Origin of the sequence: Pseudomonas sp. Pseusp3 (assembly GCF_047304225.1) — a bacterium.
Lineage (GTDB): Bacteria > Pseudomonadota > Gammaproteobacteria > Pseudomonadales > Pseudomonadaceae > Aquipseudomonas > Aquipseudomonas fluorescens_CD.
This window is the reverse complement of record NZ_JBGLYV010000007.1, coordinates 71,599-91,977: the sequence shown is the minus strand read 5'-3', so window position 1 is coordinate 91,977 and position 20,379 is coordinate 71,599. Positions and strand designations below refer to the sequence as shown.

The following is a 20,379-nucleotide window of genomic DNA, read 5'->3' as shown; positions in this document are numbered from 1 at the left end:
TCAAGTACTGACTCGCGGCGATCATCCGCGTCCTGAATTCATCCCGCCGTTGGCGGTCAGCGCCGCACCGATTGTTTGATCGGTGCGGACGCTATGAACATTTGGTCAGGCAGGTTGCATGCAGATGGCATGTTCCATTGCCAGCGCTGCCCTCGCTTACCTGTTGTCGGGTACATCGACCGGGGTCTCGCCTGCCTCATGAAAGGTCAGAGTGAGAAACCCGTCGCATGAGCAAGATGGACCTCCTGCGCTCCGGCGATCAGGTGCATTGGAATGTTCTGCTGTACTTCAATGGACGGTACCTCGAAGCTCCCTACGATCTGGAGGTGTCGCTCGCTCAGTTCGGTCGTCTCTGCTGCCTTTTCCTTAGCCATTCTCGCGTGGTTCATTGCGATTTCGTTGAGCGTTGACACGTTACATCTCCCGGTGACTGACCAAGCGTATCGCTGGAGTCCTTAAGCATTGATTGAATGGCTGCGGCGTCAGAATCATGTCGTTCCCGCGCTGCTACGCGCGTACTTTGCAATCCTCAAGCCACGGATGCGAGTGATTTCTGCGCTGGATTTTCGCAGGCGACGAATGGCGGGCCACTGTGGGTGATAGCCCGGTTTCTTTGTCATTCCGGCGTAAACTAGTAGTGCTGCCTCATTGAAAGGAGCCGCCCATGAACGCCGATCAAATCATCAAGCAGGCATCTGTGGACAAGACTGTTTGGGATCAATACTTCTGCGCTGCATTGATTGCCGAAAGCAATTTGACTGCCCCGGTTGTTGGCGGGGCTACTCACGAAGACAGGCAAAACCTGTTGATCGAGAGGGCCAAAACCCTTGCTGACAAAATGATGGAAAACCGAAGATAAACAGAGCCCAGCCACCGCGCTGGGCTCTTTGCATGCGGGGTTGTACTCCGATGCGGGCGACGTGCGTATTGCGGTTCAGGCGATCAGTTCTACCTTGCCGCTCGCCAGGCGATAGATACCTCCCACGATCTTCAGCATGCCCTTGCTCTGTGCGTCGGTCAGCAAGGGCGAAGCATGTTTCAGGCTGTTGACAGTGTTTTTGACGTTCTGCGCGGTGGCGTTTTCCATCAGGCTCCCGGGCTGCTTCAGCACTGTCTCGATAGCCGACTTGAGTGCATCAGTCAGTTTCGGGATATGGCCCGGGAATACCGTATGATCCTTCACTGCCTTGATACCTGCCTCGATGGCGCCGCAGCTCTCATGCCCCAGTACGAGAATCAACGGGGCGCCAAGTACCGCAACCCCGTATTCAAGACTGCCCAGGCCTTCCGGGGTCACGAAGTTGCCCGCGACACGGATGGAGAAAAGATCGCCGCGCGCGGTGTCGAACGCGTATTCCGGGGCGATCCGCGAGTCAGAGCAGCTCAGTACTGCCACGAACGGATTTTGACCGGATACCAGGGCCTCTCGCTCAGCCTTGAAATCGTGTGTCGTGGAAGTGCCGCTTACATAGCGTTCATTGCCCTCCATCAGTCTTTTCAATGCCATATCGGGACTGATTACGTTTTGAGGTTTTGGTGGGGCTGTCGCTTTTTCGGCTGCCTGGATGAACTGGCCGGGCAGAGTACCGGTCAGCAGCAGGGCGCCTGCGCTCAATCCGGCAATTTGAAGAAAACGACGGCGGCCTGTTGTGTTTGAAGCAGAGCTTGAATCACATGATTTACACATGATTTTGTTTACTCAGTTCAATGAGGTGGGAGTGAGTTGCTGTTGGGGGCTGGTACTGCCGCGGATGCTCAATACCAGCGAAGTGGAGTTTAGTTGGTCTGTCATATTGTGTTCCGGGCATTGTCCACGGATGCCGTGCAAGCAGCCATTTCATGGGCTACTACTGACAGGCTCATACAACTTCGATCTGGCAGGAGTTTCTCGATGCTGACTCACTGGTTACTCGCGGCGGTTCATCTTCTGGCAGTTGCCTTGGGATTTTGGGCGGTGCTGGTTCGCGGCAGCGCTTTTCGGCGCTTGGCCGATGGGGCCGCGCAAGTGCGCAGTGTTCTGGTAGCGGACAATATCTGGGGTATTTCAGCTGTCGTCTTGCTGATCAGCGGGGGGATGCGAGCCTTTGGCGGGTACGAGAAAGGCACGGACTATTACCTGCATCAGCCGCTGTTTCATCTGAAGATGACGCTGTTCGTCCTGATCTTGCTGTTGGAAATTGCGCCAATGGTGACGTTGATCAAATGGCGGATAGCGCTGGGGCGTAAAGTGGCTTTCGATACTGGCCGTGCGAAGCTGTTTGCACGGATCAGTCATGTCGAGGCGCTGCTGGTGTTGTTGATGGTGGTGGCGGCGACTGGCATGGCGCGTGGCGTGATGTTCGGTTAACCACGGAGCGAACGCGTCCTTCCTTGGTGCAAACCAGAAAGGTCTGACAGCCAGGGTGTTGAGCTTGTCGCTAGTATCGACCCCTGGAAGCTTGTGTGGGAAAGCAAGCGGAAGCGAAGCGATGCGATGCTGAATCTTTAGCCAGCCGTGATTCCGGACCGAACGGGCTGGCTACTGACTGCAACAGAATTCAGGATTGCGGCTTTTCCGGGGCGGTCAGGCCGGCCTGAATGCGCTGATAAATTTCTTCACGGTGCACTGCAACGTCCTTCGGAGCGTTGATGCCGATCCTGACTTGCTGGCCGCTTACGCCCAGAATGGTGATCGTAATGTCATCACCTATGTTTATGCTTTCACCGACTTTGCGGGTGAGTATCAGCATGGTCTTCTCCTTGATTGCTATGTGGGGCACCTGATTCGGACAGTGCAGAGGTCGGTGGTATGTATAGATTAGTGCGAAGTCTCACGGTTTGGGTGCCTCTTTCTGACGCGCAGATGCAGCATTAATTCCCAAGGCGTAACTATACAGAGGCCGCAACCATCATTCTCGTAGTTTTGATCCCATTTTACGGCACTCGTTAAGTATTCATGGATGTTAAAATCGCCGCTTTATGCATTCAGAGGGAAACGCCGTGCGCAAAATGGTTCTGGTAATCGCGATATTGGCACTGGCGGGGTGCGGCGAGGGCAGTAGTGTGGATGCGCCGAAGCCTAAACCGGCCATGGCTGCCGTACCTGCGGCAGTGTCCGGCCCACAATGGGAGCTTGAAGTGCGGGGTGAAACCCCTCAGGCAGTCAGCGATTTGAGTGGCTGGCTGATCGAGCACAGTTTCATGTCCAGCGTCGTCAAGGACAATGGCAATACGCGAATCCTGATGGGGCCGTTCAATTCGAAAGCCGAGGCCGAAGCCAAGCAGGATGAAGTCCGTGCGGCGCTCACTCGCGCCAAGAAGCAGAACATCGAATTGCTGGTGCTTGAGCGTCCGGCCGCTCAATAACATCCTGTAGCGCGGACGTTGAATAAACTAAAAGGCCTCGGGTGTTCAGTTCCGAGGCCTTTTTGGTTTCAGGCGTAGCCTGGATTCAGCTGCAGGCCTTCATGTCTACCGGGCCGACGAACTCGTTGCCGCGCCCCATGACGCACGCCACGCTCTGGTTGCGTTGGCGCTCCCAGGCCTGTACCGGATAGGTTTTATCCCAGGCTTCGTACAGTTGCCGATCCTGTTTCGACAGGCGCAAGCCATATTGCTTGCTCATATAGAAGTAGGTGCGGGCGATCATGCCGCGAATCGAAGGGCGGGGCATGACCTTCCTGGCCTTGAAGTCGATCTGGGTCAGGCAGGAGCCATACTGCCCCGACTGCTCGGGCAGCCAGCCGTAACTGAAGTTGCTGCGATCGCCATTGACCTCGCCAATGCTGGGCACCAGGTTGTGCAAGTCAGCCTCGGCCTTCTGGTAAACCGGGTCGTAGCGGGTGCAGTTCTTGCGGCCGCCCGCTTGCCAGCACTGGCGTTGATGACCGATTTGCCAGGCCGGAACGATATGCTCCCATTCGATGCGGGATGCGCGTTTGGCATTTTTACGTGGCACATAACCGCAGGCGGCCAGGTTTACCCGGTTGCCGGTGTACTTGCAGCCACAGTAAAACTCGGTGGATTGGGGGGCGTAGAGCTTCCATGCGACCTTTTTCGCTTCGGTGAACGTGCGCGGAGCATCGGCTTGCGCGCCCATGGCAAAAAACAGAAACAACACAGCAAGCCAGCGGACACTCATCGACTCAATCTTCCTTCGGCACAACCCAGAAAATCTGCACGCCGCCATCGTCGCGATAGGCGAGGGTGACGTTGTCGTTCTCGTCGATTTCTTCCAGCAAGCGTTCCCATTCATCCACCGGCTCATCAGGAAGGCGGAAGATCAGCGCTGCCCTGGCCTTTTGTGCGGTGGGAGAGTTGATGATTTTCTGAACGCGCAGGCCCATGCGTACATAGGTGTCAGGAGAGGTAGAGGTGGTGTCCACGGAGTTTTCCTTATTAAGCTGTACGTGCATACAGTATTTAACTGTAGGCCATTTCGCAACTGCTTAAAAATCGAGAAAATCCTCTGACAACGGTTTGTTGCATTTGGCGTAAGGCGAAGGGAGTTTTTTGTCAGATCCAGTGGCAGCCACTCGCCAGGGTTGGCGAATGGCGCACGTGGTGCCCGACCGGATCCGGTCGGGCGAGGGTGAATCAGTATTCCCAGAACATCCGTTGCAGCTCTTTGCTGTCATTGGTTTTGGTCAACGCGACCATCGCCAGGACCCGGGCTTTTTGCGGATTCAGGTCGTTGGCCACGACCCAGTCGTATTTGTCGTCAGGCTGTTCGGCGTTGCGCAATACAAAACCGCCGGCGTTGACGTGGGAGGAGCGGATGATCTGCACGCCATCCTTGCGCAGGGCTTGCAGGGCGGGGACCACTCGCGACGATACCGAGCCATTGCCGGTGCCGGCGTGGATGATGGCTTTGGCGCCGGACTGAGCCAGGGCCTTGTAGGCGGTGTCGCTGACGTTGCCATAGGAATAGGCGATCTCGACGTCAGGCAGACTCTTGATGGTCTTGATGTCGAATTCGGAATCCATGGTGTGACGCTTGGCCGGCAGGCGGTACCAGTAGGATTTGCCTTCTACCACCATGCCCAGCGGACCCCAGGCACTTTTGAACGCTTCGGTCTTGATGTTGATCATTTTGCTGACGTCGCGACCCGACTGGATTTCATCGTTCATGGTCACCAGCACGCCTTTGCCCCGTGCATCTTTGCTGCCGGCCACGGCCACCGCGTTATACAGGTTCAGCATGCCATCGGCGGACATCGCGGTGCCCGGGCGCATGGAGCCCACGACAATGATCGGCTTGTCGGTTTTTTCCACCAGGTTCAGGAAGTATGCGGTTTCTTCCAGGGTGTCGGTGCCGTGGGTGATCACGATGCCATCAACGTCTTTGCTGTCGGCCAGCTCGGCTACGCGGCGACCCAGTTGCAGCAGATTTTCGTTGGTGATGCTTTCGGAGGCGATTTGCATGACCTGTTCGCCGCGAACGTTAGCCAATTGGCTCAGTTCAGGAACGCCGGCGATCAACTGTTCAATGCCGACTTTCGCCGCCTGGTAGGTCGCGCTGTTGGCGGCGCTGGCGCCAGCGCCGGCAATGGTGCCGCCGGTGGCCAGGATCACCACGTTGGCCAGTTTCTGTCGGGTTTCGGCTTCTTTGGCCTGAAGGGCAGTGGGCAGAAGCAGCAGGAGGGCCAAGGCGCCCGGAACAAAGGTCTTGAGTGCAGATGTCATTATTTTTCTCTTCTAGTTGTGAGACGGTGCTGATGCAGGTTCATCTAGATATGCCCCTGGCGAATCTGAGCGCCGGGGTACGAGGAGAAGAGCAGGATCTGTACCAGTAATACTTTGAATCGAAAAACACGCGTAACTTAATGATTTGTAATGGTATTGCTGTTTGTGTCCGATGTGATTTCGAGGCTGGATGTTCGGATTGCCGAACATGTTCGGCTTTTGCGTTCGGCTCTCCGAAACGGATGGCAGTCCTGTTTAAGATTTCAACGCATCAAAACGTCGTTAATGACTAAAGAAACGCGTGCGTCGGTCGATGCTCCTTCAAGGGATCTTTTTCTGCAGGAGTTCACATGTCGTTAACTATTGGCTTCCCAAATGCCGCGGGCATCACCATCGGGGGAAAGTCTGCGACCACCATTCGTGCTTTGGGCGATGCGACAGAGGATGTGGCTGCTCAAGCGCAGGGGACAAAGGAAGGCGGCACCCGGGTTAAAACGGGCCCAATAGGGTTGGGAGGGAGTGCCGGCGCACAGGCCGAAACGCAAACGAGCGACAACACCAGCGTTGCGGTGAAGGTCTTGCTTAAACGACTGAAGGAGCTGCAACAGCAATTGCGTGAGCAACAGCAGCAACTGGCGCAGGCCCAGGCGGCGTCCTATCCGACTCCGGAAGCCAGGACCACCGCGGTAGCCGCCATTCAGGGGCAGGTTGCCGACACCAACGGCGCCATCCTGCAAGTGAGTGCGAGCCTGATCAAAGAGCTGACCAAGGGTTCTGGCACGGGATCGGTGGTCAACACCACGGCATGAGCTGAATGCCGTTTTTTTCGCAGAACATCTCTGAAAGCATTTTTCAGGTCGTTGACAAATAGCGGCAGGGTTCGCATAGTTCGGTTCGCGCAAACGTTTGCGCGGCTCTAGTGATGACTATTCATCGCGGTGGGTCGTGGAACTTACGCCAGCGCACGCGTTGCTCACAATAATCATAAGATCGGAGTGAACCCATGAAGCTGCCATTCGCTGGACGCCTTCTTGCTGTCGCTATGCTGGCGGCCGCATCCGCTGCACTGCCTGTCTCTTCGGCTTTTGCCGAAACTGCTGAAAAACCGAAAGTCGCACTGGTCATGAAATCCCTGGCCAACGAGTTCTTCCTGACAATGGAGGACGGCGCCAAGGCCTACCAGAAGGATCACTCCGGCGAATTCGAGCTCATCTCCAACGGCATCAAGGATGAAACCGACACCGCAGGCCAGACGCGCATCGTCGAGCAAATGATCCTGGCCAAGGTCAATGCACTGGTCATCGCGCCAGCAGACTCCAAAGCCATGGTTCCGGTGATCAAGAAAGCCATCGATGCCGGCATCACCGTGATCAACATCGATAACCAGCTGGACCCCGCCGTCGTCAAAAGCAAAAACATCAACGTTCCGTTCGTGGGCCCGGACAATCGCAAGGGTGCACGACTGGTGGGCGATTACCTGGCCAGACAGCTGAAGGCCGGAGACGAAGTCGGCATCATCGAAGGCGTGTCCACCACCACCAATGCCCAGCAGCGGACCGCAGGTTTCAAGGATGCGATGGAAGCGGCGCAGATCAAGGTCGTGTCCCTGCAGTCCGGTGACTGGGAGATCGACAAAGGTAACAAGGTGGCCGCGTCGATTCTCAGTGAATACCCGCAAACCAAGGCCCTGCTGGCCGGCAACGACAGCATGGCGGTCGGTGCGGTGTCTGCGGTGCGCGCCGCGGGCAAGGCCGGCAAGGTGCAAGTGGTCGGCTACGACAACATCAACGCCATCCAGCCAATGCTCAAGGATGGTCGTGTGCTGGCCACGGCAGACCAGTTTGCGGCCAGGCAAGCAGTGTTCGGCATCGAGACGGCATTGAAAATTCTCAAGGGCGACAAGGTCGACGGCGGCGCCAATGGCGTGATCGAAACACCGGTAGAGCTGGTTACCAAGTAAGCTTCTGGCGACGCAACGGCGCTCGTCCAGCCGGACGGGCGCATGGAGAATTTTTATGTCCGCTTGCGCTACGAACGCTGTCCTCTCGGTCAGCGGTATCGGCAAGACCTACGCCCAACCGGTTCTGGCCGGCATTGACCTGACGCTCATGCGCGGTGAAGTGCTGGCGTTGACTGGCGAGAACGGCGCAGGCAAAAGCACGCTTTCGAAGATTATTGGCGGGCTGGTCACGCCGACCACCGGTCACATGCAGTTTCAAGGGCAGGACTACCGCCCGGGTAGCCGGGCTCAGGCTGAAGAGCTGGGTATCCGCATGGTCATGCAGGAACTCAACCTGCTGCCGACCTTGTCGGTGGCGGAAAACCTGTTTCTCCACAATCTGCCGAGCAACGGCGGCTGGATCAGTCGCAAGCAGTTACGCAACGCTGCCATCGAGGCCATGGCTCAGGTCGGACTCGACGCCATTGACCCGGACACCCTGGTCGGTGAGCTGGGCATCGGCCACCAGCAAATGGTCGAGATCGCCCGCAACCTGATTGGCGATTGTCAGGTGCTGATTCTCGATGAGCCGACGGCGATGCTCACTGCGCGCGAAGTCGAAATGCTGTTCGAGCAGATCACCCGCCTGCAGGCTCGCGGCGTATCGATCATCTACATCTCCCATCGCCTCGAAGAGTTGGCGCGGGTCGCGCAGCGCATTGCCGTGCTACGCGATGGCAACCTGGTCTGTGTCGAACCGATGGCCAACTACAACAGCGAGCAACTGGTCACCTTGATGGTCGGGCGCGAGCTCGGCGAACACATCGATATGGGCGTGCGCAAGATCGGCGCTCCGGTGTTGACGGTCAAGGGCCTGTCCCGTGCCGACAAGGTTCGCGACGTGTCGTTCGAAGTCCGTGCCGGTGAGATTTTCGGCATTTCCGGTTTGATCGGCGCGGGTCGCACCGAGTTGCTGCGACTGATCTTCGGTGCCGATATCGCCGACAGCGGTACGATCGCCCTGGGCGCGCCGGCGCAAGTCGTCAGCATTCGCTCGCCAGTGGATGCGGTCGGGCATGGCATCGCGTTGATCACAGAGGATCGCAAGGGCGAAGGCCTTTTGTTGACGCAGTCAATCGGCGCCAATATCGCTTTGGGCAACATGCCCGGCATCTCCGGCGCGGGCTTTGTCGACAACGATAAGGAGCGCGCCCTGGCCCAGCGTCAGATTGACGCCATGCGCATTCGCAGCTCCGGTCCGGCACAGTTGGTGTCCGAGCTGTCCGGCGGCAATCAGCAGAAAGTCGTCATCGGTCGTTGGCTGGAGCGCGACTGCTCGGTGCTGCTGTTCGACGAGCCGACCCGAGGCATCGACGTCGGCGCCAAGTTCGATATCTACAACCTGCTCGGTGAGTTGACCCGCCAAGGCAAGGCGCTGGTGGTGGTCTCCAGCGACTTGCGCGAGCTGATGTTGATCTGCGACCGGATCGGTGTGCTGTCGGCAGGAAGCCTGATCGATACATTCGATCGCGATAGCTGGACCCAGGATGAGTTGCTTGCCGCGGCTTTCGCCGGCTACCAAAAACGTGATGCGCAGCTCTTTGAAGCCGCGCCTAGGGATCTTCCATGAATACCGCTTCTTTCGCCGGCAAACGTAATGCCAGCTTCTACGGCCTGGGCACCTATCTGGGCCTGGCGGGTGCCTTGTTGGCGATGATCGTGCTGTTCTCGGTGCTGAGCAGTCATTTCCTCTCGTACGATACTTTCAGCACCCTGGCGAACCAGATTCCGGACCTGATGGTGTTGGCGGTCGGAATGACCTTCGTGTTGATCATCGGTGGCATCGACCTGTCGGTAGGCTCGGTGCTGGCGCTGGCGGCCTCGACCGTGAGCGTGGCGATTCTTGGCTGGGGCTGGGGCGTTCTGCCGGCGGCGCTGCTGGGCATGGCCATCGCGGCGCTCGCCGGTACCATCACCGGTTCGATCACTGTGGCGTGGCGGATACCGTCATTCATCGTGTCCCTGGGCGTGCTGGAAATGGCTCGCGGGTTGGCGTATCAGATGACCGGCTCGCGCACGGCCTACATCGGCGATGCATTCGCCTGGTTGTCCAATCCGATCGCCTTCGGCATTTCGCCGTCGTTCATCATTGCGTTGCTGATCATTTTCATTGCTCAGGCCGTGTTGACCCGCACGGTGTTCGGACGCTACCTGATCGGTATCGGTACCAACGAAGAGGCCGTGCGGCTGGCGGGGATCAATCCAAAACCCTATAAAATCCTGGTCTTCAGCCTGATGGGGTTGCTGGCCGGTATTGCTGCGTTGTTCCAGATTTCTCGCCTGGAAGCCGCCGACCCGAACGCCGGCTCCGGTCTTGAGTTACAAGTGATTGCAGCCGTGGTGATCGGCGGGACCAGCCTGATGGGCGGCCGCGGCTCGGTGATCAGCACGTTTTTTGGTGTCCTGATCATTTCCGTGCTGGCCGCGGGGCTGGCGCAGATCGGGGCAACCGAGCCGACCAAGCGCATCATTACCGGCGCGGTGATTGTGGTGGCGGTTGTGCTGGACACTTATCGCAGTCAACGCGCAAGCCGGCGGACCTGAGTCATGGCGACTATCAAAGATGTGGCAGCCCTGGCGGGCATTTCCTACACCACGGTTTCCCATGTGGTGAACAAGACCCGCCCGGTCAGTAAAGAGGTGCGGATCAAGGTCGAGGCGGCGATCAAGACCCTCGACTACGTTCCCAGTGCCGTGGCCCGTTCACTCAAGGCCAAAACCACGGCGACCATCGGCCTGTTGGTCCCCAACAACCTCAACCCGTATTTCGCCGAACTGGCCAGGGGTATCGAGGATTACTGCGAGCGAAACGGTTACTGCGTCATCCTGTGCAACTCCGACGACAATCCGGACAAGCAGCGCAGCTACCTGCGTGTGCTGCTGGAAAAACGCATCGACGGCCTGATTGTCGCCTCGGCCGGCGGTGACATTGGCCTGGCGCAAGGCCTGAAAGGCGTGCGCACACCCATGGTGATCGTCGACCGTGGACTGGACGGTGTCGATGCGGACCTGGTGCGCATCGACCATGAATACGGCGCGTACCTGGCGACCAGGCACCTGCTGGAGTTGGGGCATCGGGATATCGCCACGATCAGCGGGCCGGAAAACACCAGTGTGGCGCAGATGCGTCTGGCGGGTTATTGCCGGGCCTTGAGAGAGGCGGGTGTCGAAGTCTCTCCCGGGCGCATGCTGGAAAGCGATTTCACCAGCACTGGCGGCTACAGCGCTGCCGCGGTTTTGCTGGAAAGCAATCCGCCTAGCGCCATTTTTGCCGCCAACGACATGATCGGCATCGGCGTACTGCGGGCCGCCGCCGAGCGCAATATCCGCGTACCAAGCGAGTTGTCGGTGATCGGCTTCGACGATATCCAGATGAGTCGGTATGTCTACCCGTCGTTGACCACGGTCGGGCAATCGATCCTGCAACTCGGCGAAATGGCCGCCGAAGTGCTGTTACGGCGCATCGCCACGCCGGACCTGGTGACCGATCAGCGGATCGTGACGCCGAGTATCGTCATGCGTGAATCGACTGCGCCGCTGGCCGGCGTGTTTGCCCAATTCCGTTGAAACAGAGAGCCGTTGAAAACAGAAAGCCGCTGACCCAACAGCGCCGCCGAAACAGAATCGATGAGTAGCAATGTATGCCAGCAAAAGTAGTGGTAATAGGCAGTTTGAACATGGACCTGGTGACCCGGGCGCCGCGCTTGCCCAAGGGCGGTGAAACATTGATTGGTCAGTCGTTTGCCACCGTCTCCGGCGGCAAGGGCGCCAATCAGGCCGTGGCTGCTGCGCGGCTGGGAGCCGAGGTGTCGATGATCGGGTGCGTGGGCAATGACGCGTATGGTGAGGCGCTGCGCGGTGCGCTGTTGGCTGAGCAGATCGATTGCCAGGCAGTCAGCACCGTTGACGGTTCCAGCGGCGTGGCGTTGATTGTGGTCGACGACAGCAGCCAGAACTCCATCGTGATCGTCCCCGGTGCCAACGGTGCATTGACCGCTGAAGCCATTGGCCGTTTTGATTCGGTGATTCAGGCGGCGGACGTGCTCATCTGTCAGCTGGAAGTGCCCGATGCGTCTGTTGGCCATGCGCTCAAGCGCGGCCGCGAGCTGGGCAAGACGGTTATCCTCAACCCGGCACCGGTCAGCCGTCCGCTGCCATCGGACTGGTACGCGTCTATCGATTACCTGATCCCCAACGAGAGCGAAGCGTCGGCCCTGAGCGGTCTTGCGGTCGACTCCCTGGAGGCAGCGCAAGCCGCAGCAACCCGGCTGATTGCCCTGGGCGCCGGCAAGGTGATCATCACTCTCGGTGCGCAAGGTTCGCTGTTTGCCGATGGCCAACGCTTCGAGCATTTCCCCGCGCCCGCCGTAAAGGCTGTCGATACCACCGCGGCGGGCGATACGTTCGTGGGCGGTTTTGCTGCGGCGCTGGCCGCGGGTAAAGACGAGGCGCAGGCGATCCGCTTCGGACAGGTGGCCGCAGCGCTGTCGGTCACCCGTGCCGGTGCACAACCTTCGATTCCCGCCTTGAGCGAAGTGCAGGCGTTTAAAACACCATGAAAAAGACCCCACTGCTTAACATTGCGCTGTCGCGGCTGATCGCCTCATTGGGGCATGGCGACAGGGTCGTCATCGGGGATGCAGGGCTGCCGGTTCCTCCAGGCGTTGAATTGATCGACCTGGCCTTGACCCATGGCATTCCGGATTTTGTCAGCACCTTGAAGGTGGTGCTCAGTGAGATGCAGGTTGAAAGCCATGTGCTGGCTCAGGAAATCTTCGATAAAAAGCCGACGACCCTTGTCGCACTGGATGAGCTGGACGGCGAAGGTGCGCTGGGTCGGCGCGAGGTGCTCACCCATGAACAGTTCAAGGTCCTGAGCCGACAAGCGAGAGCGATTGTTCGTACCGGTGAGTGCCAGCCGTACTGCAACATTGTGCTGGTCGCTGGCGTAACATTTTGACTGACGGCCCGCGTTTTGATTTTCCCGGCGCAAGGAGTGCGCCACGTATCGCCATGTTCGGAAACTGCACCCACTGCTCCGGAGTCTTCCGCTTTTGTCCCTGATGACCGCAACGAACGCCCAGGCGGCGCAAAAGATCGACTTGATCATCGACACCGATCCAGGGGCCGACGATGTCGTTGCCTTGTTGTTCGCCCTGGCATCGCCGGACGAGCTGAATGTTCGGGCATTGACCACCGTTGCGGGCAACGTTCGCCTGGACAAGACCTCGCGCAATGCGCGATTGGCCCTGGAGTGGGCGGGGCGCGAAGAGGTGCCGGTCTATGCGGGGGCACCCAGGCCCCTGATGCGTGCACCCGTCTACGCCGAGGACATTCATGGCAAGGAAGGGTTGTCGGGCATTGCCGTGCATGAGCCCAGGCAGGAGCTGGCCAAGGGCAGCGCCATCACTTATCTGATTGAGACCCTTAAATCGGCCAGGCCCCACAGCATCACTATCGCCATGCTTGGGCCGCAGACCAATCTGGCCCTGGCGCTGATCCAGGAGCCGGGAATTGTCCAGGGCATCAAGGAAGTGGTGGTCATGGGCGGTGCGCACTTCAATGGCGGCAACATCACGCCGGTGGCCGAGTTCAACCTGTTCGCCGATCCGCACGCCGCCGAAGTGGTGCTCAACAGTGGCGTGAAGCTGACCTACCTGCCGCTGGACGTGACCCACAAGATCCTCACCAGCGAAGCGCGCCTGAAACAGATTGCCGCGCTTAATAACAACGCCAGCCGATTGGTGGGCGACATTCTCAATGAATACATCAAGGGCGACATGGAGCACTACGGCATTCCGGGCGGTCCGGTGCATGACGCCACGGTTGTCGCTTACCTGCTCAAGCCGCAATTGTTCAGCGGTCGCTCGGTCAACGTGGTGGTCGACAGCCGCGAAGGACCGACCTTCGGGCAAACCATCGTTGACTGGTATGACGGCTTGAAAGCGCCAAGGAATGCCTTCTGGGTTGAAAATGGCGATGCCCAGGGCTTTTTCGACCTGCTGGTCGAGCGTCTGGCCCGCCTGAAGTAGGCAGCATGTCCCGCAGGTGCCCGCTTGCGGGTTTCACTCCCGCCCGCTGACAGCTCAGGCCTTCTGGGCCGACCGGTGTTTCTCGAAAATCTGCTCGATGAACGATTGGGCGGCTTCGGTTCCAAGGTCCCTGACCAATAGGTCGATACCGATAATGGCAAGCTCTTCCGTGCTGCTTGGACTGTAGGAGCTGTGGCCGTCCTGCCACTTGGCCTTGATGTCAGCGTCGATGCTTACGGTGGTCATGTTGGCACTCGTGAAGTCGGGGAGAAGTCTGAGTGCCGAGTTAACCATTTCGCGGGGCTTTTGACACGCCGACTTAGGCAGGAAAGGAGTGCTATGCGACACTTGGTCTTTGATCAATATTCAAGGAATGCGCTGTGCAGATCGATCTGAACTCTCCAGATGGCCTGACCCTTGAGGCTGTGCGTCAGTTGCTGGCCAGCGCCAGTGACGATGAGCACACTCAGTTGCGGGTCACCAAGGGAGGCATTGCCTACATCTCCTCGGGCGTCGTGGGCGGTACCGATATCGACGGGCTGTTGTTTCGTCTCGAAACCTGGGCCAAGGGCTCCGGTTATGTCGGGCGGGTCGCGGCCAGCGATGAAGTCTGGGTCATGCAAATCTTCAACGCCTTGAAAGCAAACTGGCCCAATCCGCCTTACGACTATATCGACGTCTATTGAGCGTCGTTCATATTCAGTCACGATTCAGTGATCAAGGGGAGGGCGCTGCTCAGGCAAAATCGCGGCTCGTCCGGATTGCAGGCAGGGTGCTGGCACCGCCTGTGAAACCAAACGCCAGTCTGGTGGTCGCACGATCTCAGCATAATCTTTGAAAAAAGGAGGCTTCATGCCTTGGAAGCTCGCGTCATTGGGTACTTTGTTGGCCGTTGCCACGCTGGCCGGTTGCAGTACCGCCTCTACGGAGTCGGCAACAACTGATGTTGCGACGACTGACACGGGTCACAGCCGTTGTGAAGCGAAGGCTGCCGAGTTCACCATCGGCAAGCAGGCATCGCCGCAGTTGCTTGAGCAGGCGCGTACCCGCGCAGGGGCACAAAACGCACGGTTCCTGCTGCCAACCGACATGGTGACGCTGGAGTACCGTTCCGATCGCCTGAACCTGAACACCGATGCCAACAGGGTGGTCACCCGCGTCAACTGCGGCTGATCCTTCGGCTTTTGTTTCACCCATAAAAAACCCCGTCACATGGACGGGGTTTTTTTAGTGCGCCTGGAAATTACTCTGGGCGAACTTGAGCAGCTTGCATACCCTTTTGGCCTTTCTCAGCCACGAAGGAAACGGTCTGGCCTTCTTTCAGGCTTTTGAAACCGTCGCTTTCGATAGCTTTGAAGTGTACGAACAGGTCGTCACCGCCACCTTGAGGAGTGATGAAGCCGAAGCCTTTTTCATCGTTGAACCATTTAACGGTGCCGGTTTGGCGATTAGACATGGTGTATCTCCAAGAAACATATATTTTCAGTAGTACTGTGCTGCTCAGGCCAACTGGGCACACCCGAGTATCATAGTCGAAATGTTCGCTTTGGGACCCCCCCAGACGTGTTGTTTGCTTTCATATTGCACGTCTTTCACTGTCGTGAATGGCTGAGAGCCCCGGTTTCAGGGGGTTTGCGCTACAAAATAGGGGAGTAAAAAAACCCGTAAAAGCTGCGTAAATTATGCAAATCAGCCGATATTTGGCTGTATTGGCCCCCTGGACTCCTCAAAAACGTCCTGCAAAGCTCTATTTCTGGACTCTGCACACCGAAATTTCTTTCAGGGCGCGCTGGCCCAGATCAGCGCTTGGCGGGTTGTTTTTGTCCATCAGTTGCGCGATCTCTTGTGTGGTGAATTTCTTTTCCAGCACGTCGGCGCCGCATGCGCAGTGTTTCTTTGCTTCGGCCGGATTAATGCTTTGGCTTGCGGCTTTTGTGCAATCGCCCATGTACTGCGCTTTCACGCCTGCTGGCCAAGCGGCGTGGGCGCTCAGCGGCAACAGCAGGGCAAGTGGGGCGGCAACGGCAAAAAGACGGGTAAGGCGCATGACATGAACTCCTTGGGATCGGTATCTGTGGCGATTCTCAGTCAATTTGAGGCGACTCGTACATCTCAAGTTCACTCTGCGTCATAAGAGTGAGTAAATCTTCACGGTCTGAATGCGTGCAAGTCGATAACCGTTCATCTGTGCTAGCATGCCTCGCTCGGGCGTTTGCAGGCTCCGACGGACCTTCAGTCCCGGTAGCGGCAGATGCGCGATTAACCCTGATTTGAATCCCAGTCACTCTGGTTCGGTTTTCCGGTTGGCCGCAAGGCTCCTGCCGCTGTAAGGCAGGCGTTCGTCATTGAATGGCCTGGACCGGATCTTGTACTGGCTCATCCCAACCCACGTGACCTTTGGTAGGGGTCACCACTAGGAGAGGAGGCGCCATGCCAACTATTACTCTTCCCGACGGCAGTCAACGTTCATTCGATCACCCGGTTTCCGTAGCCGAGGTCGCCGCATCCATCGGTGCAGGCCTGGCCAAGGCCACCGTCGCCGGCAAGGTCAATGGCAAGCTGGTCGACGCCAGCGACATCATCGACAGCGACGCGTCGCTGCAAATCATCACGCCAAAGGATGAAGAGGGGCTGGAGATCATTCGCCACTCTTGCGCCCACTTGGTTGGCCACGCGGTCAAGCAGTTGTACCCGACCGCCAAAATGGTCATCGGTCCGGTCATCGACGAAGGTTTCTATTACGACATCGCCTTCGAACGTCCTTTCACCCCGGACGACCTGGCGGCCATCGAGCAGCGCATGCAGCAGCTGATCGAGAAAGATTACGACGTGATCAAGAAAGTCACTCCGCGCGCCGAAGTGATCGAAGTGTTCCAGGCCCGTGGCGAAGACTACAAGTTGCGCCTGGTCGAGGACATGCCGAACGAGCAGGCCATGGGTCTGTACTATCACGAAGAATACGTCGACATGTGCCGCGGTCCGCACGTGCCGAACACTCGCTTCCTGAAATCCTTCAAGCTGACCAAACTGTCCGGCGCCTACTGGCGCGGCGATGCCAAGAACGAGCAATTGCAACGCGTCTACGGCACCGCTTGGGCGGACAAGAAGCAACTGGCGGCTTACATCCAGCGCATTGAAGAAGCCGAAAAACGCGATCACCGCAAGATCGGCAAGCGCCTGGGCCTGTTCCACACCCAGGAAGAGTCGCCGGGCATGGTGTTCTGGCACCCCAATGGCTGGACTTTGTACCAGGTTCTCGAGCAGTACATGCGCAAGGTTCAGCGCGACAACGGCTATCTCGAAATCAAGACGCCGCAAGTCGTTGACCGCAGCCTGTGGGAGAAATCCGGGCACTGGGCCAACTACGCCGACAACATGTTCACCACGCAGTCGGAAAACCGCGACTACGCGATCAAGCCAATGAACTGCCCTTGCCATGTGCAGGTGTTCAACCAGGGCCTGAAAAGCTACCGCGAGTTGCCGATGCGCCTGGCCGAGTTCGGTGCCTGCCACCGTAACGAGCCGTCGGGTGCCTTGCACGGCATCATGCGCGTGCGTGCATTCACTCAAGACGACGCCCACATCTTCTGTACTGAAGAGCAGATGCAGGCCGAGTCCGCTGCGTTCATCAAGCTGACCATGGACGTCTACGCCGACTTCGGCTTTAAAGAAGTCGAAATGAAACTGTCCACTCGTCCGGAAAAACGCGTCGGTTCCGATGAGCTTTGGGATCGCGCCGAAACGGCATTGGCTGCAGCCCTTGATAGCGCAGGCCTGCCGTACGATCTGCAGCCGGGCGAGGGTGCGTTCTACGGTCCGAAGATCGAGTTCTCGCTGAAAGATTGCCTCGGTCGCGTCTGGCAGTGTGGTACCCTGCAGCTCGATTTTAACCTGCCTGTCCGTCTGGGAGCCGAATACGTCTCCGAAGATAACAGCCGCAAGCACCCGGTCATGCTGCACCGGGCGATCCTGGGGTCTTTCGAGCGTTTCGTCGGAATTCTGATCGAGAACTACGAGGGCGCATTCCCGGCGTGGCTGGCTCCGACCCAGGCAGTGGTGATGAACATCACTGATAAACAGGCAGATTTTGCCGCCGAAGTCGAAAAAACTCTCAACGAAAGCGGGTTTCGTGCCAAGTCCGACTTGAGAAATGAAAAGATCGGCTTTAAAATCCGCGAGCATACTTTGCTCAAGGTTCCTTATCTCTTGGTTATCGGAGATCGGGAAGTCGAGATGCAGACTGTCGCTGTGCGTACTCGTGAAGGTGCTGACCTGGGCTCGATGCCCGTCGCCCAGTTCGCTGAGTTCCTCGCCCAAGCGGTTTCCCGGCGTGGTCGCCAAGATTCGGAGTAATTATTATTAAGCGTGAAATGAGACAAGATAAACGAACTGCACCGAAAGCCCCGATCAACGAGAATATCTCGGCACGCGAGGTTCGGTTAATTGGGGCTGAAGGTGAACAGCTCGGGATTGTGTCAATCGAAGACGCGCTTCTTAAGGCTGAAGAGGCCAAGCTGGATCTGGTGGAGATTTCCGCCGATGCAGTACCACCTGTTTGCAAACTGATGGACTACGGCAAATCGATCTTCGAAAAGAAGAAGCAGATTGCTGCGGCCAAGAAAAACCAGAAGCAGATTCAGGTTAAAGAAATCAAGTTTCGTCCAGGGACGGAGGAAGGGGATTACCAGGTAAAACTGCGCAACCTGGTACGTTTCCTGAGTGACGGGGACAGGGCCAAGGTATCCTTGCGATTCCGCGGCCGTGAGATGGCCCACCAGGAGCTGGGGATGGAACTCCTCAAGCGAGTTGAAGGTGACTTGCTCGAGTACGGTTCGGTCGAACAGCATCCTAAGATGGAAGGACGCCAGCTGATCATGGTCATCGCCCCGAAAAAGAAGAAGTAATCAACAGGGCACGGCAGGCCTTCTGATTATGTTTATCAACTGAATGCGGAGTATCCGAACATGCCAAAAATGAAGACCAAAAGTGGTGCTGCTAAGCGGTTTCTGAAAACTGCTAACGGTATCAAGCACAAGCACGCTTTCAAGAGCCACATCCTGACCAAAATGTCGACCAAGCGTAAGCGTCAACTGCGCGGTAGCAGCTTGCTGCATCCGTCTGACGTGGCAAAAGTCGAGCGCATGCTGCGCCTTCGTTAATTTTAGTCAAGAATAGAGGAAGTAACTCATGGCTCGTGTAAAGCGTGGCGTCATTGCCCGTAAACGTCACAAAAAAATTCTGAAACTTGCTAAAGGCTACTACGGCGCTCGCTCGCGCGTATTCCGTGTTGCCAAGCAAGCGGTAATCAAGGCAGGCCAATACGCCTACCGTGACCGTCGTCAGAAAAAACGTCAGTTCCGCGCTCTGTGGATCGCTCGTATCAACGCTGGTGCTCGTATCAACGGTCTGTCCTACAGCCGTTTCATCGCCGGCCTGAAAAAAGCGTCCATCGAGATCGACCGTAAGGTTCTGGCTGATCTGGCAGTGAACGAAAAAGCGGCGTTTGCTGCGATTGTCGAGAAAGCTAAAGCCACCTTGGCTTAAGTACCCCCGACAGTCACCCGGCCTCGCATCTGTGGGGTCAGGTGTTAAACGTCATAAATAGGGGAAGAGCCTTCAAGCTCTTCCCCTATTTTGTATCTGGAGTCTGTACATGGAAAACCTGGATGCGCTCGTCTCTCAAGCTCTAGAGGCTGTGCAAAGCGCTGAAGATATCAATGCCCTGGAGCAAATCCGGGTTCACTACCTTGGCAAGAAGGGTGAATTGACTCAGGTGATGAAGACCCTGGGGAATTTGCCGGCAGAGGAGCGTCCGCAGGTCGGTGCTCTGATCAACGTTGCCAAGGAACGTGTCACAGAGGTCCTTAATGCGCGCAAGGCATTGTTTGAAGAAGCCGACCTGGCTGCCAAACTCTCTGCCGAGTCCATTGACGTGACCCTGCCTGGCCGCGGTCAGACCTCCGGTGGTCTGCATCCGGTCACCCGCACTCTGGAACGCGTCGAACAGTTCTTCACCCGTATTGGCTACGGCATCGCCGAAGGCCCTGAGGTCGAAGACGATTATCACAACTTCGAAGCGCTCAACATCCCAGGCCATCACCCGGCCCGGTCGATGCATGACACCTTCTATTTCAATGCGAACATGTTGTTGCGCACCCATACCTCGCCGGTACAGGTCCGCACCATGGAGTCGAAACAGCCGCCGATCCGCATCGTCTGCCCAGGCCGCGTATACCGTAGCGACTCCGATATCACCCACTCGCCGATGTTCCACCAGGTCGAAGGCCTGCTGGTCGATCGCGACATCAATTTCGCCGACCTCAAAGGCACCATCGAAGAGTTCCTGCGGGTGTTCTTCGAAAAAGAACTGGCCGTGCGTTTCCGTCCTTCGTACTTCCCGTTCACCGAGCCATCCGCTGAAGTCGACATGGAATGCGTGATGTGCAGCGGTAAAGGCTGCCGCGTCTGCAAGCAGACCGGCTGGCTGGAAGTGATGGGCTGCGGCATGGTTCACCCGAACGTGCTGCGCATGTCCGGTATCGACCCGGAAGAGTTCTCGGGCTTTGCCTTCGGCATGGGCGTTGAGCGTCTGGCCATGCTGCGTTACGGCGTGAACGACTTGCGTCTGTTCTTCGACAACGACTTGCGGTTCCTTGCGCAATTTCGCTAGTCGTAACGAATTCT

The 20,379-nt window shown here is 57.6% G+C and carries 27 protein-coding genes; 18 read left to right on the top strand and 9 right to left on the bottom strand.

All coding sequences use genetic code 11. The annotated features are described in order from the left end of the window. Window positions 1-206: 206 nt before the first annotated feature. Window positions 207-413, bottom strand: a complete 207-nt coding sequence (locus tag ACCD00_RS04470) for a hypothetical protein (protein ID WP_413422237.1) — start codon at window positions 411-413, stop codon at window positions 207-209. Window positions 414-664: 251 nt separating this feature from the next. Between ACCD00_RS04470 and ACCD00_RS04465 the strand changes: the two genes are divergently transcribed. After that, a complete protein-coding gene (locus ACCD00_RS04465; RefSeq protein ID WP_007993363.1) occupies window positions 665-859 on the top strand; it encodes a hypothetical protein in 195 nt (64 codons plus the stop codon). Window positions 860-934: 75 nt separating this feature from the next. On the opposite strand, the gene ACCD00_RS04460 is transcribed toward ACCD00_RS04465, so the two are convergent. After that, window positions 935-1,687, bottom strand: a complete 753-nt coding sequence (locus ACCD00_RS04460) for a carbonic anhydrase (RefSeq protein WP_413422235.1) — start codon at window positions 1,685-1,687, stop codon at window positions 935-937. Window positions 1,688-1,891: 204 nt separating this feature from the next. On the opposite strand from ACCD00_RS04460, the gene ACCD00_RS04455 reads away from it, so the two are divergent. Then, window positions 1,892-2,347, top strand: a complete 456-nt coding sequence (locus ACCD00_RS04455) for a DUF2214 family protein (RefSeq protein WP_413422233.1) — start codon at window positions 1,892-1,894, stop codon at window positions 2,345-2,347. A 190-nt stretch (window positions 2,348-2,537) separates the two neighbouring features. Here the strand turns inward: ACCD00_RS04455 and csrA are convergent, their stop codons facing one another. Then, window positions 2,538-2,729, bottom strand: a complete 192-nt coding sequence (gene csrA, locus ACCD00_RS04450) for a carbon storage regulator CsrA (RefSeq protein WP_007975691.1) — start codon at window positions 2,727-2,729, stop codon at window positions 2,538-2,540. 250 nt (window positions 2,730-2,979) lie between these two features. Here csrA and ACCD00_RS04445 point away from each other — a divergent pair, with 250 nt between their 5' ends. Continuing rightward, window positions 2,980-3,345, top strand: coding sequence for an SPOR domain-containing protein (locus ACCD00_RS04445; RefSeq protein ID WP_413422230.1), 366 nt, complete (start codon window positions 2,980-2,982; stop codon window positions 3,343-3,345). An 85-nt stretch (window positions 3,346-3,430) separates the two neighbouring features. Here the strand turns inward: ACCD00_RS04445 and ACCD00_RS04440 are convergent, their stop codons facing one another. From ACCD00_RS04440 to ACCD00_RS04430, 3 genes are all read right to left on the bottom strand, one after another. Next, window positions 3,431-4,120: an endonuclease gene (locus tag ACCD00_RS04440; RefSeq protein ID WP_413422228.1), complete on the bottom strand. Its 690-nt coding sequence runs from the start codon at window positions 4,118-4,120 to the stop codon at window positions 3,431-3,433. Window positions 4,121-4,124: 4 nt separating this feature from the next. Continuing rightward, window positions 4,125-4,394, bottom strand: a complete 270-nt coding sequence (locus ACCD00_RS04435; protein ID WP_057396111.1) for a DUF1654 domain-containing protein — start codon at window positions 4,392-4,394, stop codon at window positions 4,125-4,127. Between the two features lie 181 nt (window positions 4,395-4,575). Then, entirely contained in the window at window positions 4,576-5,664 is a 1,089-nt protein-coding gene (locus ACCD00_RS04430) for an asparaginase (RefSeq protein WP_413422226.1), read from the bottom strand. Between the two features lie 350 nt (window positions 5,665-6,014). Between ACCD00_RS04430 and ACCD00_RS04425 the strand changes: the two genes are divergently transcribed. The 8 genes from ACCD00_RS04425 (at window position 6,015) to ACCD00_RS04390 (ending at window position 13,695) form a co-directional block, all read left to right on the top strand. After that, window positions 6,015-6,473 carry a hypothetical protein gene (locus ACCD00_RS04425; RefSeq protein WP_413422224.1) on the top strand — a complete coding sequence of 153 codons (459 nt, stop codon included), beginning with the start codon at window positions 6,015-6,017 and terminating at the stop codon, window positions 6,471-6,473. Window positions 6,474-6,667: 194 nt separating this feature from the next. Next, complete coding sequence (locus ACCD00_RS04420; protein WP_413422222.1) at window positions 6,668-7,624, top strand: sugar ABC transporter substrate-binding protein; 957 nt, start codon at window positions 6,668-6,670, stop codon at window positions 7,622-7,624. A 55-nt stretch (window positions 7,625-7,679) separates the two neighbouring features. After that, window positions 7,680-9,233 (top strand): sugar ABC transporter ATP-binding protein, encoded by a 1,554-nt coding sequence (locus ACCD00_RS04415; protein WP_413422220.1) that lies wholly within the window; start codon window positions 7,680-7,682, stop codon window positions 9,231-9,233. Then, window positions 9,230-10,207 carry an ABC transporter permease gene (locus ACCD00_RS04410; protein ID WP_413422218.1) on the top strand — a complete coding sequence of 326 codons (978 nt, stop codon included), beginning with the start codon at window positions 9,230-9,232 and terminating at the stop codon, window positions 10,205-10,207. Before ACCD00_RS04415 ends, ACCD00_RS04410 begins: the two co-directional genes overlap by 4 nt. A gap of 3 nt (window positions 10,208-10,210) precedes the next feature. Next, window positions 10,211-11,230, top strand: coding sequence for a LacI family DNA-binding transcriptional regulator (locus ACCD00_RS04405; protein ID WP_413422217.1), 1,020 nt, complete (start codon window positions 10,211-10,213; stop codon window positions 11,228-11,230). 74 nt (window positions 11,231-11,304) lie between these two features. After that, window positions 11,305-12,222: a ribokinase gene (gene rbsK, locus ACCD00_RS04400; RefSeq protein WP_413422215.1), complete on the top strand. Its 918-nt coding sequence runs from the start codon at window positions 11,305-11,307 to the stop codon at window positions 12,220-12,222. After that, window positions 12,219-12,623 carry a D-ribose pyranase gene (gene rbsD / locus ACCD00_RS04395; RefSeq protein ID WP_413422213.1) on the top strand — a complete coding sequence of 135 codons (405 nt, stop codon included), beginning with the start codon at window positions 12,219-12,221 and terminating at the stop codon, window positions 12,621-12,623. The genes rbsK and rbsD overlap by 4 nt, the downstream gene beginning before the upstream one ends. Before the next feature lie 103 nt (window positions 12,624-12,726). Then, window positions 12,727-13,695: a nucleoside hydrolase gene (locus ACCD00_RS04390; protein ID WP_413422260.1), complete on the top strand. Its 969-nt coding sequence runs from the start codon at window positions 12,727-12,729 to the stop codon at window positions 13,693-13,695. 54 nt (window positions 13,696-13,749) lie between these two features. On the opposite strand, the gene ACCD00_RS04385 is transcribed toward ACCD00_RS04390, so the two are convergent. Beyond that, window positions 13,750-13,941 (bottom strand): hypothetical protein, encoded by a 192-nt coding sequence (locus ACCD00_RS04385; RefSeq protein WP_057396101.1) that lies wholly within the window; start codon window positions 13,939-13,941, stop codon window positions 13,750-13,752. A 134-nt stretch (window positions 13,942-14,075) separates the two neighbouring features. Between ACCD00_RS04385 and ACCD00_RS04380 the strand changes: the two genes are divergently transcribed. Then, entirely contained in the window at window positions 14,076-14,381 is a 306-nt protein-coding gene (locus tag ACCD00_RS04380; RefSeq protein ID WP_413422210.1) for a hypothetical protein, read from the top strand. Window positions 14,382-14,547: 166 nt separating this feature from the next. Then, on the top strand, window positions 14,548-14,868 hold the full coding sequence (locus ACCD00_RS04375; RefSeq protein WP_057396100.1) for an I78 family peptidase inhibitor: 321 nt from the start codon (window positions 14,548-14,550) through the stop codon (window positions 14,866-14,868). 70 nt (window positions 14,869-14,938) lie between these two features. Here ACCD00_RS04375 and ACCD00_RS04370 read toward each other — a convergent pair whose 3' ends face one another. Then, entirely contained in the window at window positions 14,939-15,151 is a 213-nt protein-coding gene (locus tag ACCD00_RS04370; RefSeq protein ID WP_003179963.1) for a cold-shock protein, read from the bottom strand. A gap of 291 nt (window positions 15,152-15,442) precedes the next feature. After that, window positions 15,443-15,742, bottom strand: coding sequence for a hypothetical protein (locus ACCD00_RS04365; RefSeq protein ID WP_413422208.1), 300 nt, complete (start codon window positions 15,740-15,742; stop codon window positions 15,443-15,445). A gap of 383 nt (window positions 15,743-16,125) precedes the next feature. Between ACCD00_RS04365 and thrS the strand changes: the two genes are divergently transcribed. The 5 genes from thrS (at window position 16,126) to pheS (ending at window position 20,365) form a co-directional block, all read left to right on the top strand. Continuing rightward, on the top strand, window positions 16,126-18,048 hold the full coding sequence (thrS, locus tag ACCD00_RS04360) for a threonine--tRNA ligase (RefSeq protein WP_413422206.1): 1,923 nt from the start codon (window positions 16,126-16,128) through the stop codon (window positions 18,046-18,048). Beyond that, window positions 18,048-18,599, top strand: a complete 552-nt coding sequence (infC, locus tag ACCD00_RS04355) for a translation initiation factor IF-3 (protein WP_172435703.1) — start codon at window positions 18,048-18,050, stop codon at window positions 18,597-18,599. Before thrS ends, infC begins: the two co-directional genes overlap by 1 nt. 60 nt (window positions 18,600-18,659) lie before the next feature. Then, window positions 18,660-18,854 (top strand): 50S ribosomal protein L35, encoded by a 195-nt coding sequence (rpmI, locus tag ACCD00_RS04350; protein ID WP_002553160.1) that lies wholly within the window; start codon window positions 18,660-18,662, stop codon window positions 18,852-18,854. 28 nt (window positions 18,855-18,882) lie between these two features. Next, entirely contained in the window at window positions 18,883-19,239 is a 357-nt protein-coding gene (gene rplT / locus ACCD00_RS04345) for a 50S ribosomal protein L20 (RefSeq protein ID WP_007905879.1), read from the top strand. A 109-nt stretch (window positions 19,240-19,348) separates the two neighbouring features. Beyond that, complete coding sequence (gene pheS, locus ACCD00_RS04340; protein WP_007992477.1) at window positions 19,349-20,365, top strand: phenylalanine--tRNA ligase subunit alpha; 1,017 nt, start codon at window positions 19,349-19,351, stop codon at window positions 20,363-20,365. The last annotated feature ends 14 nt before the right edge of the window (window positions 20,366-20,379 follow it).

Bases quoted from the DNA above. Each gene is read 5' to 3' on its own strand.
- ACCD00_RS04420 (WP_413422222.1), top strand. From the start codon at position 6,668: ATGAAGCTGCCATTCGCTGGACGCCTTCTTGCTGTCGCTATGCTGGCG.
- pheS (WP_007992477.1), top strand. From the start codon at position 19,349: ATGGAAAACCTGGATGCGCTCGTCTCTCAAGCTCTAGAGGCTGTGCAA.
- ACCD00_RS04365 (WP_413422208.1), bottom strand. From the start codon at position 15,742: ATGCGCCTTACCCGTCTTTTTGCCGTTGCCGCCCCACTTGCCCTGCTG.
- ACCD00_RS04415 (WP_413422220.1), top strand. From the start codon at position 7,680: ATGTCCGCTTGCGCTACGAACGCTGTCCTCTCGGTCAGCGGTATCGGC.
- rbsD (WP_413422213.1), top strand. From the start codon at position 12,219: ATGAAAAAGACCCCACTGCTTAACATTGCGCTGTCGCGGCTGATCGCC.
- ACCD00_RS04435 (WP_057396111.1), bottom strand. From the start codon at position 4,394: ATGCACGTACAGCTTAATAAGGAAAACTCCGTGGACACCACCTCTACC.
- thrS (WP_413422206.1), top strand. From the start codon at position 16,126: ATGCCAACTATTACTCTTCCCGACGGCAGTCAACGTTCATTCGATCAC.
- rplT (WP_007905879.1), top strand. From the start codon at position 18,883: ATGGCTCGTGTAAAGCGTGGCGTCATTGCCCGTAAACGTCACAAAAAA.
- ACCD00_RS04465 (WP_007993363.1), top strand. From the start codon at position 665: ATGAACGCCGATCAAATCATCAAGCAGGCATCTGTGGACAAGACTGTT.
- ACCD00_RS04440 (WP_413422228.1), bottom strand. From the start codon at position 4,120: ATGAGTGTCCGCTGGCTTGCTGTGTTGTTTCTGTTTTTTGCCATGGGC.
- ACCD00_RS04430 (WP_413422226.1), bottom strand. From the start codon at position 5,664: ATGACATCTGCACTCAAGACCTTTGTTCCGGGCGCCTTGGCCCTCCTG.
- ACCD00_RS04455 (WP_413422233.1), top strand. From the start codon at position 1,892: ATGCTGACTCACTGGTTACTCGCGGCGGTTCATCTTCTGGCAGTTGCC.
- ACCD00_RS04385 (WP_057396101.1), bottom strand. From the start codon at position 13,941: ATGACCACCGTAAGCATCGACGCTGACATCAAGGCCAAGTGGCAGGAC.
- ACCD00_RS04375 (WP_057396100.1), top strand. From the start codon at position 14,548: ATGCCTTGGAAGCTCGCGTCATTGGGTACTTTGTTGGCCGTTGCCACG.
- rpmI (WP_002553160.1), top strand. From the start codon at position 18,660: ATGCCAAAAATGAAGACCAAAAGTGGTGCTGCTAAGCGGTTTCTGAAA.
- ACCD00_RS04410 (WP_413422218.1), top strand. From the start codon at position 9,230: ATGAATACCGCTTCTTTCGCCGGCAAACGTAATGCCAGCTTCTACGGC.
- csrA (WP_007975691.1), bottom strand. From the start codon at position 2,729: ATGCTGATACTCACCCGCAAAGTCGGTGAAAGCATAAACATAGGTGAT.
- ACCD00_RS04405 (WP_413422217.1), top strand. From the start codon at position 10,211: ATGGCGACTATCAAAGATGTGGCAGCCCTGGCGGGCATTTCCTACACC.
- rbsK (WP_413422215.1), top strand. From the start codon at position 11,305: ATGCCAGCAAAAGTAGTGGTAATAGGCAGTTTGAACATGGACCTGGTG.
- ACCD00_RS04370 (WP_003179963.1), bottom strand. From the start codon at position 15,151: ATGTCTAATCGCCAAACCGGCACCGTTAAATGGTTCAACGATGAAAAA.
- ACCD00_RS04390 (WP_413422260.1), top strand. From the start codon at position 12,727: ATGACCGCAACGAACGCCCAGGCGGCGCAAAAGATCGACTTGATCATC.
- ACCD00_RS04425 (WP_413422224.1), top strand. From the start codon at position 6,015: ATGTCGTTAACTATTGGCTTCCCAAATGCCGCGGGCATCACCATCGGG.
- ACCD00_RS04460 (WP_413422235.1), bottom strand. From the start codon at position 1,687: ATGTGTAAATCATGTGATTCAAGCTCTGCTTCAAACACAACAGGCCGC.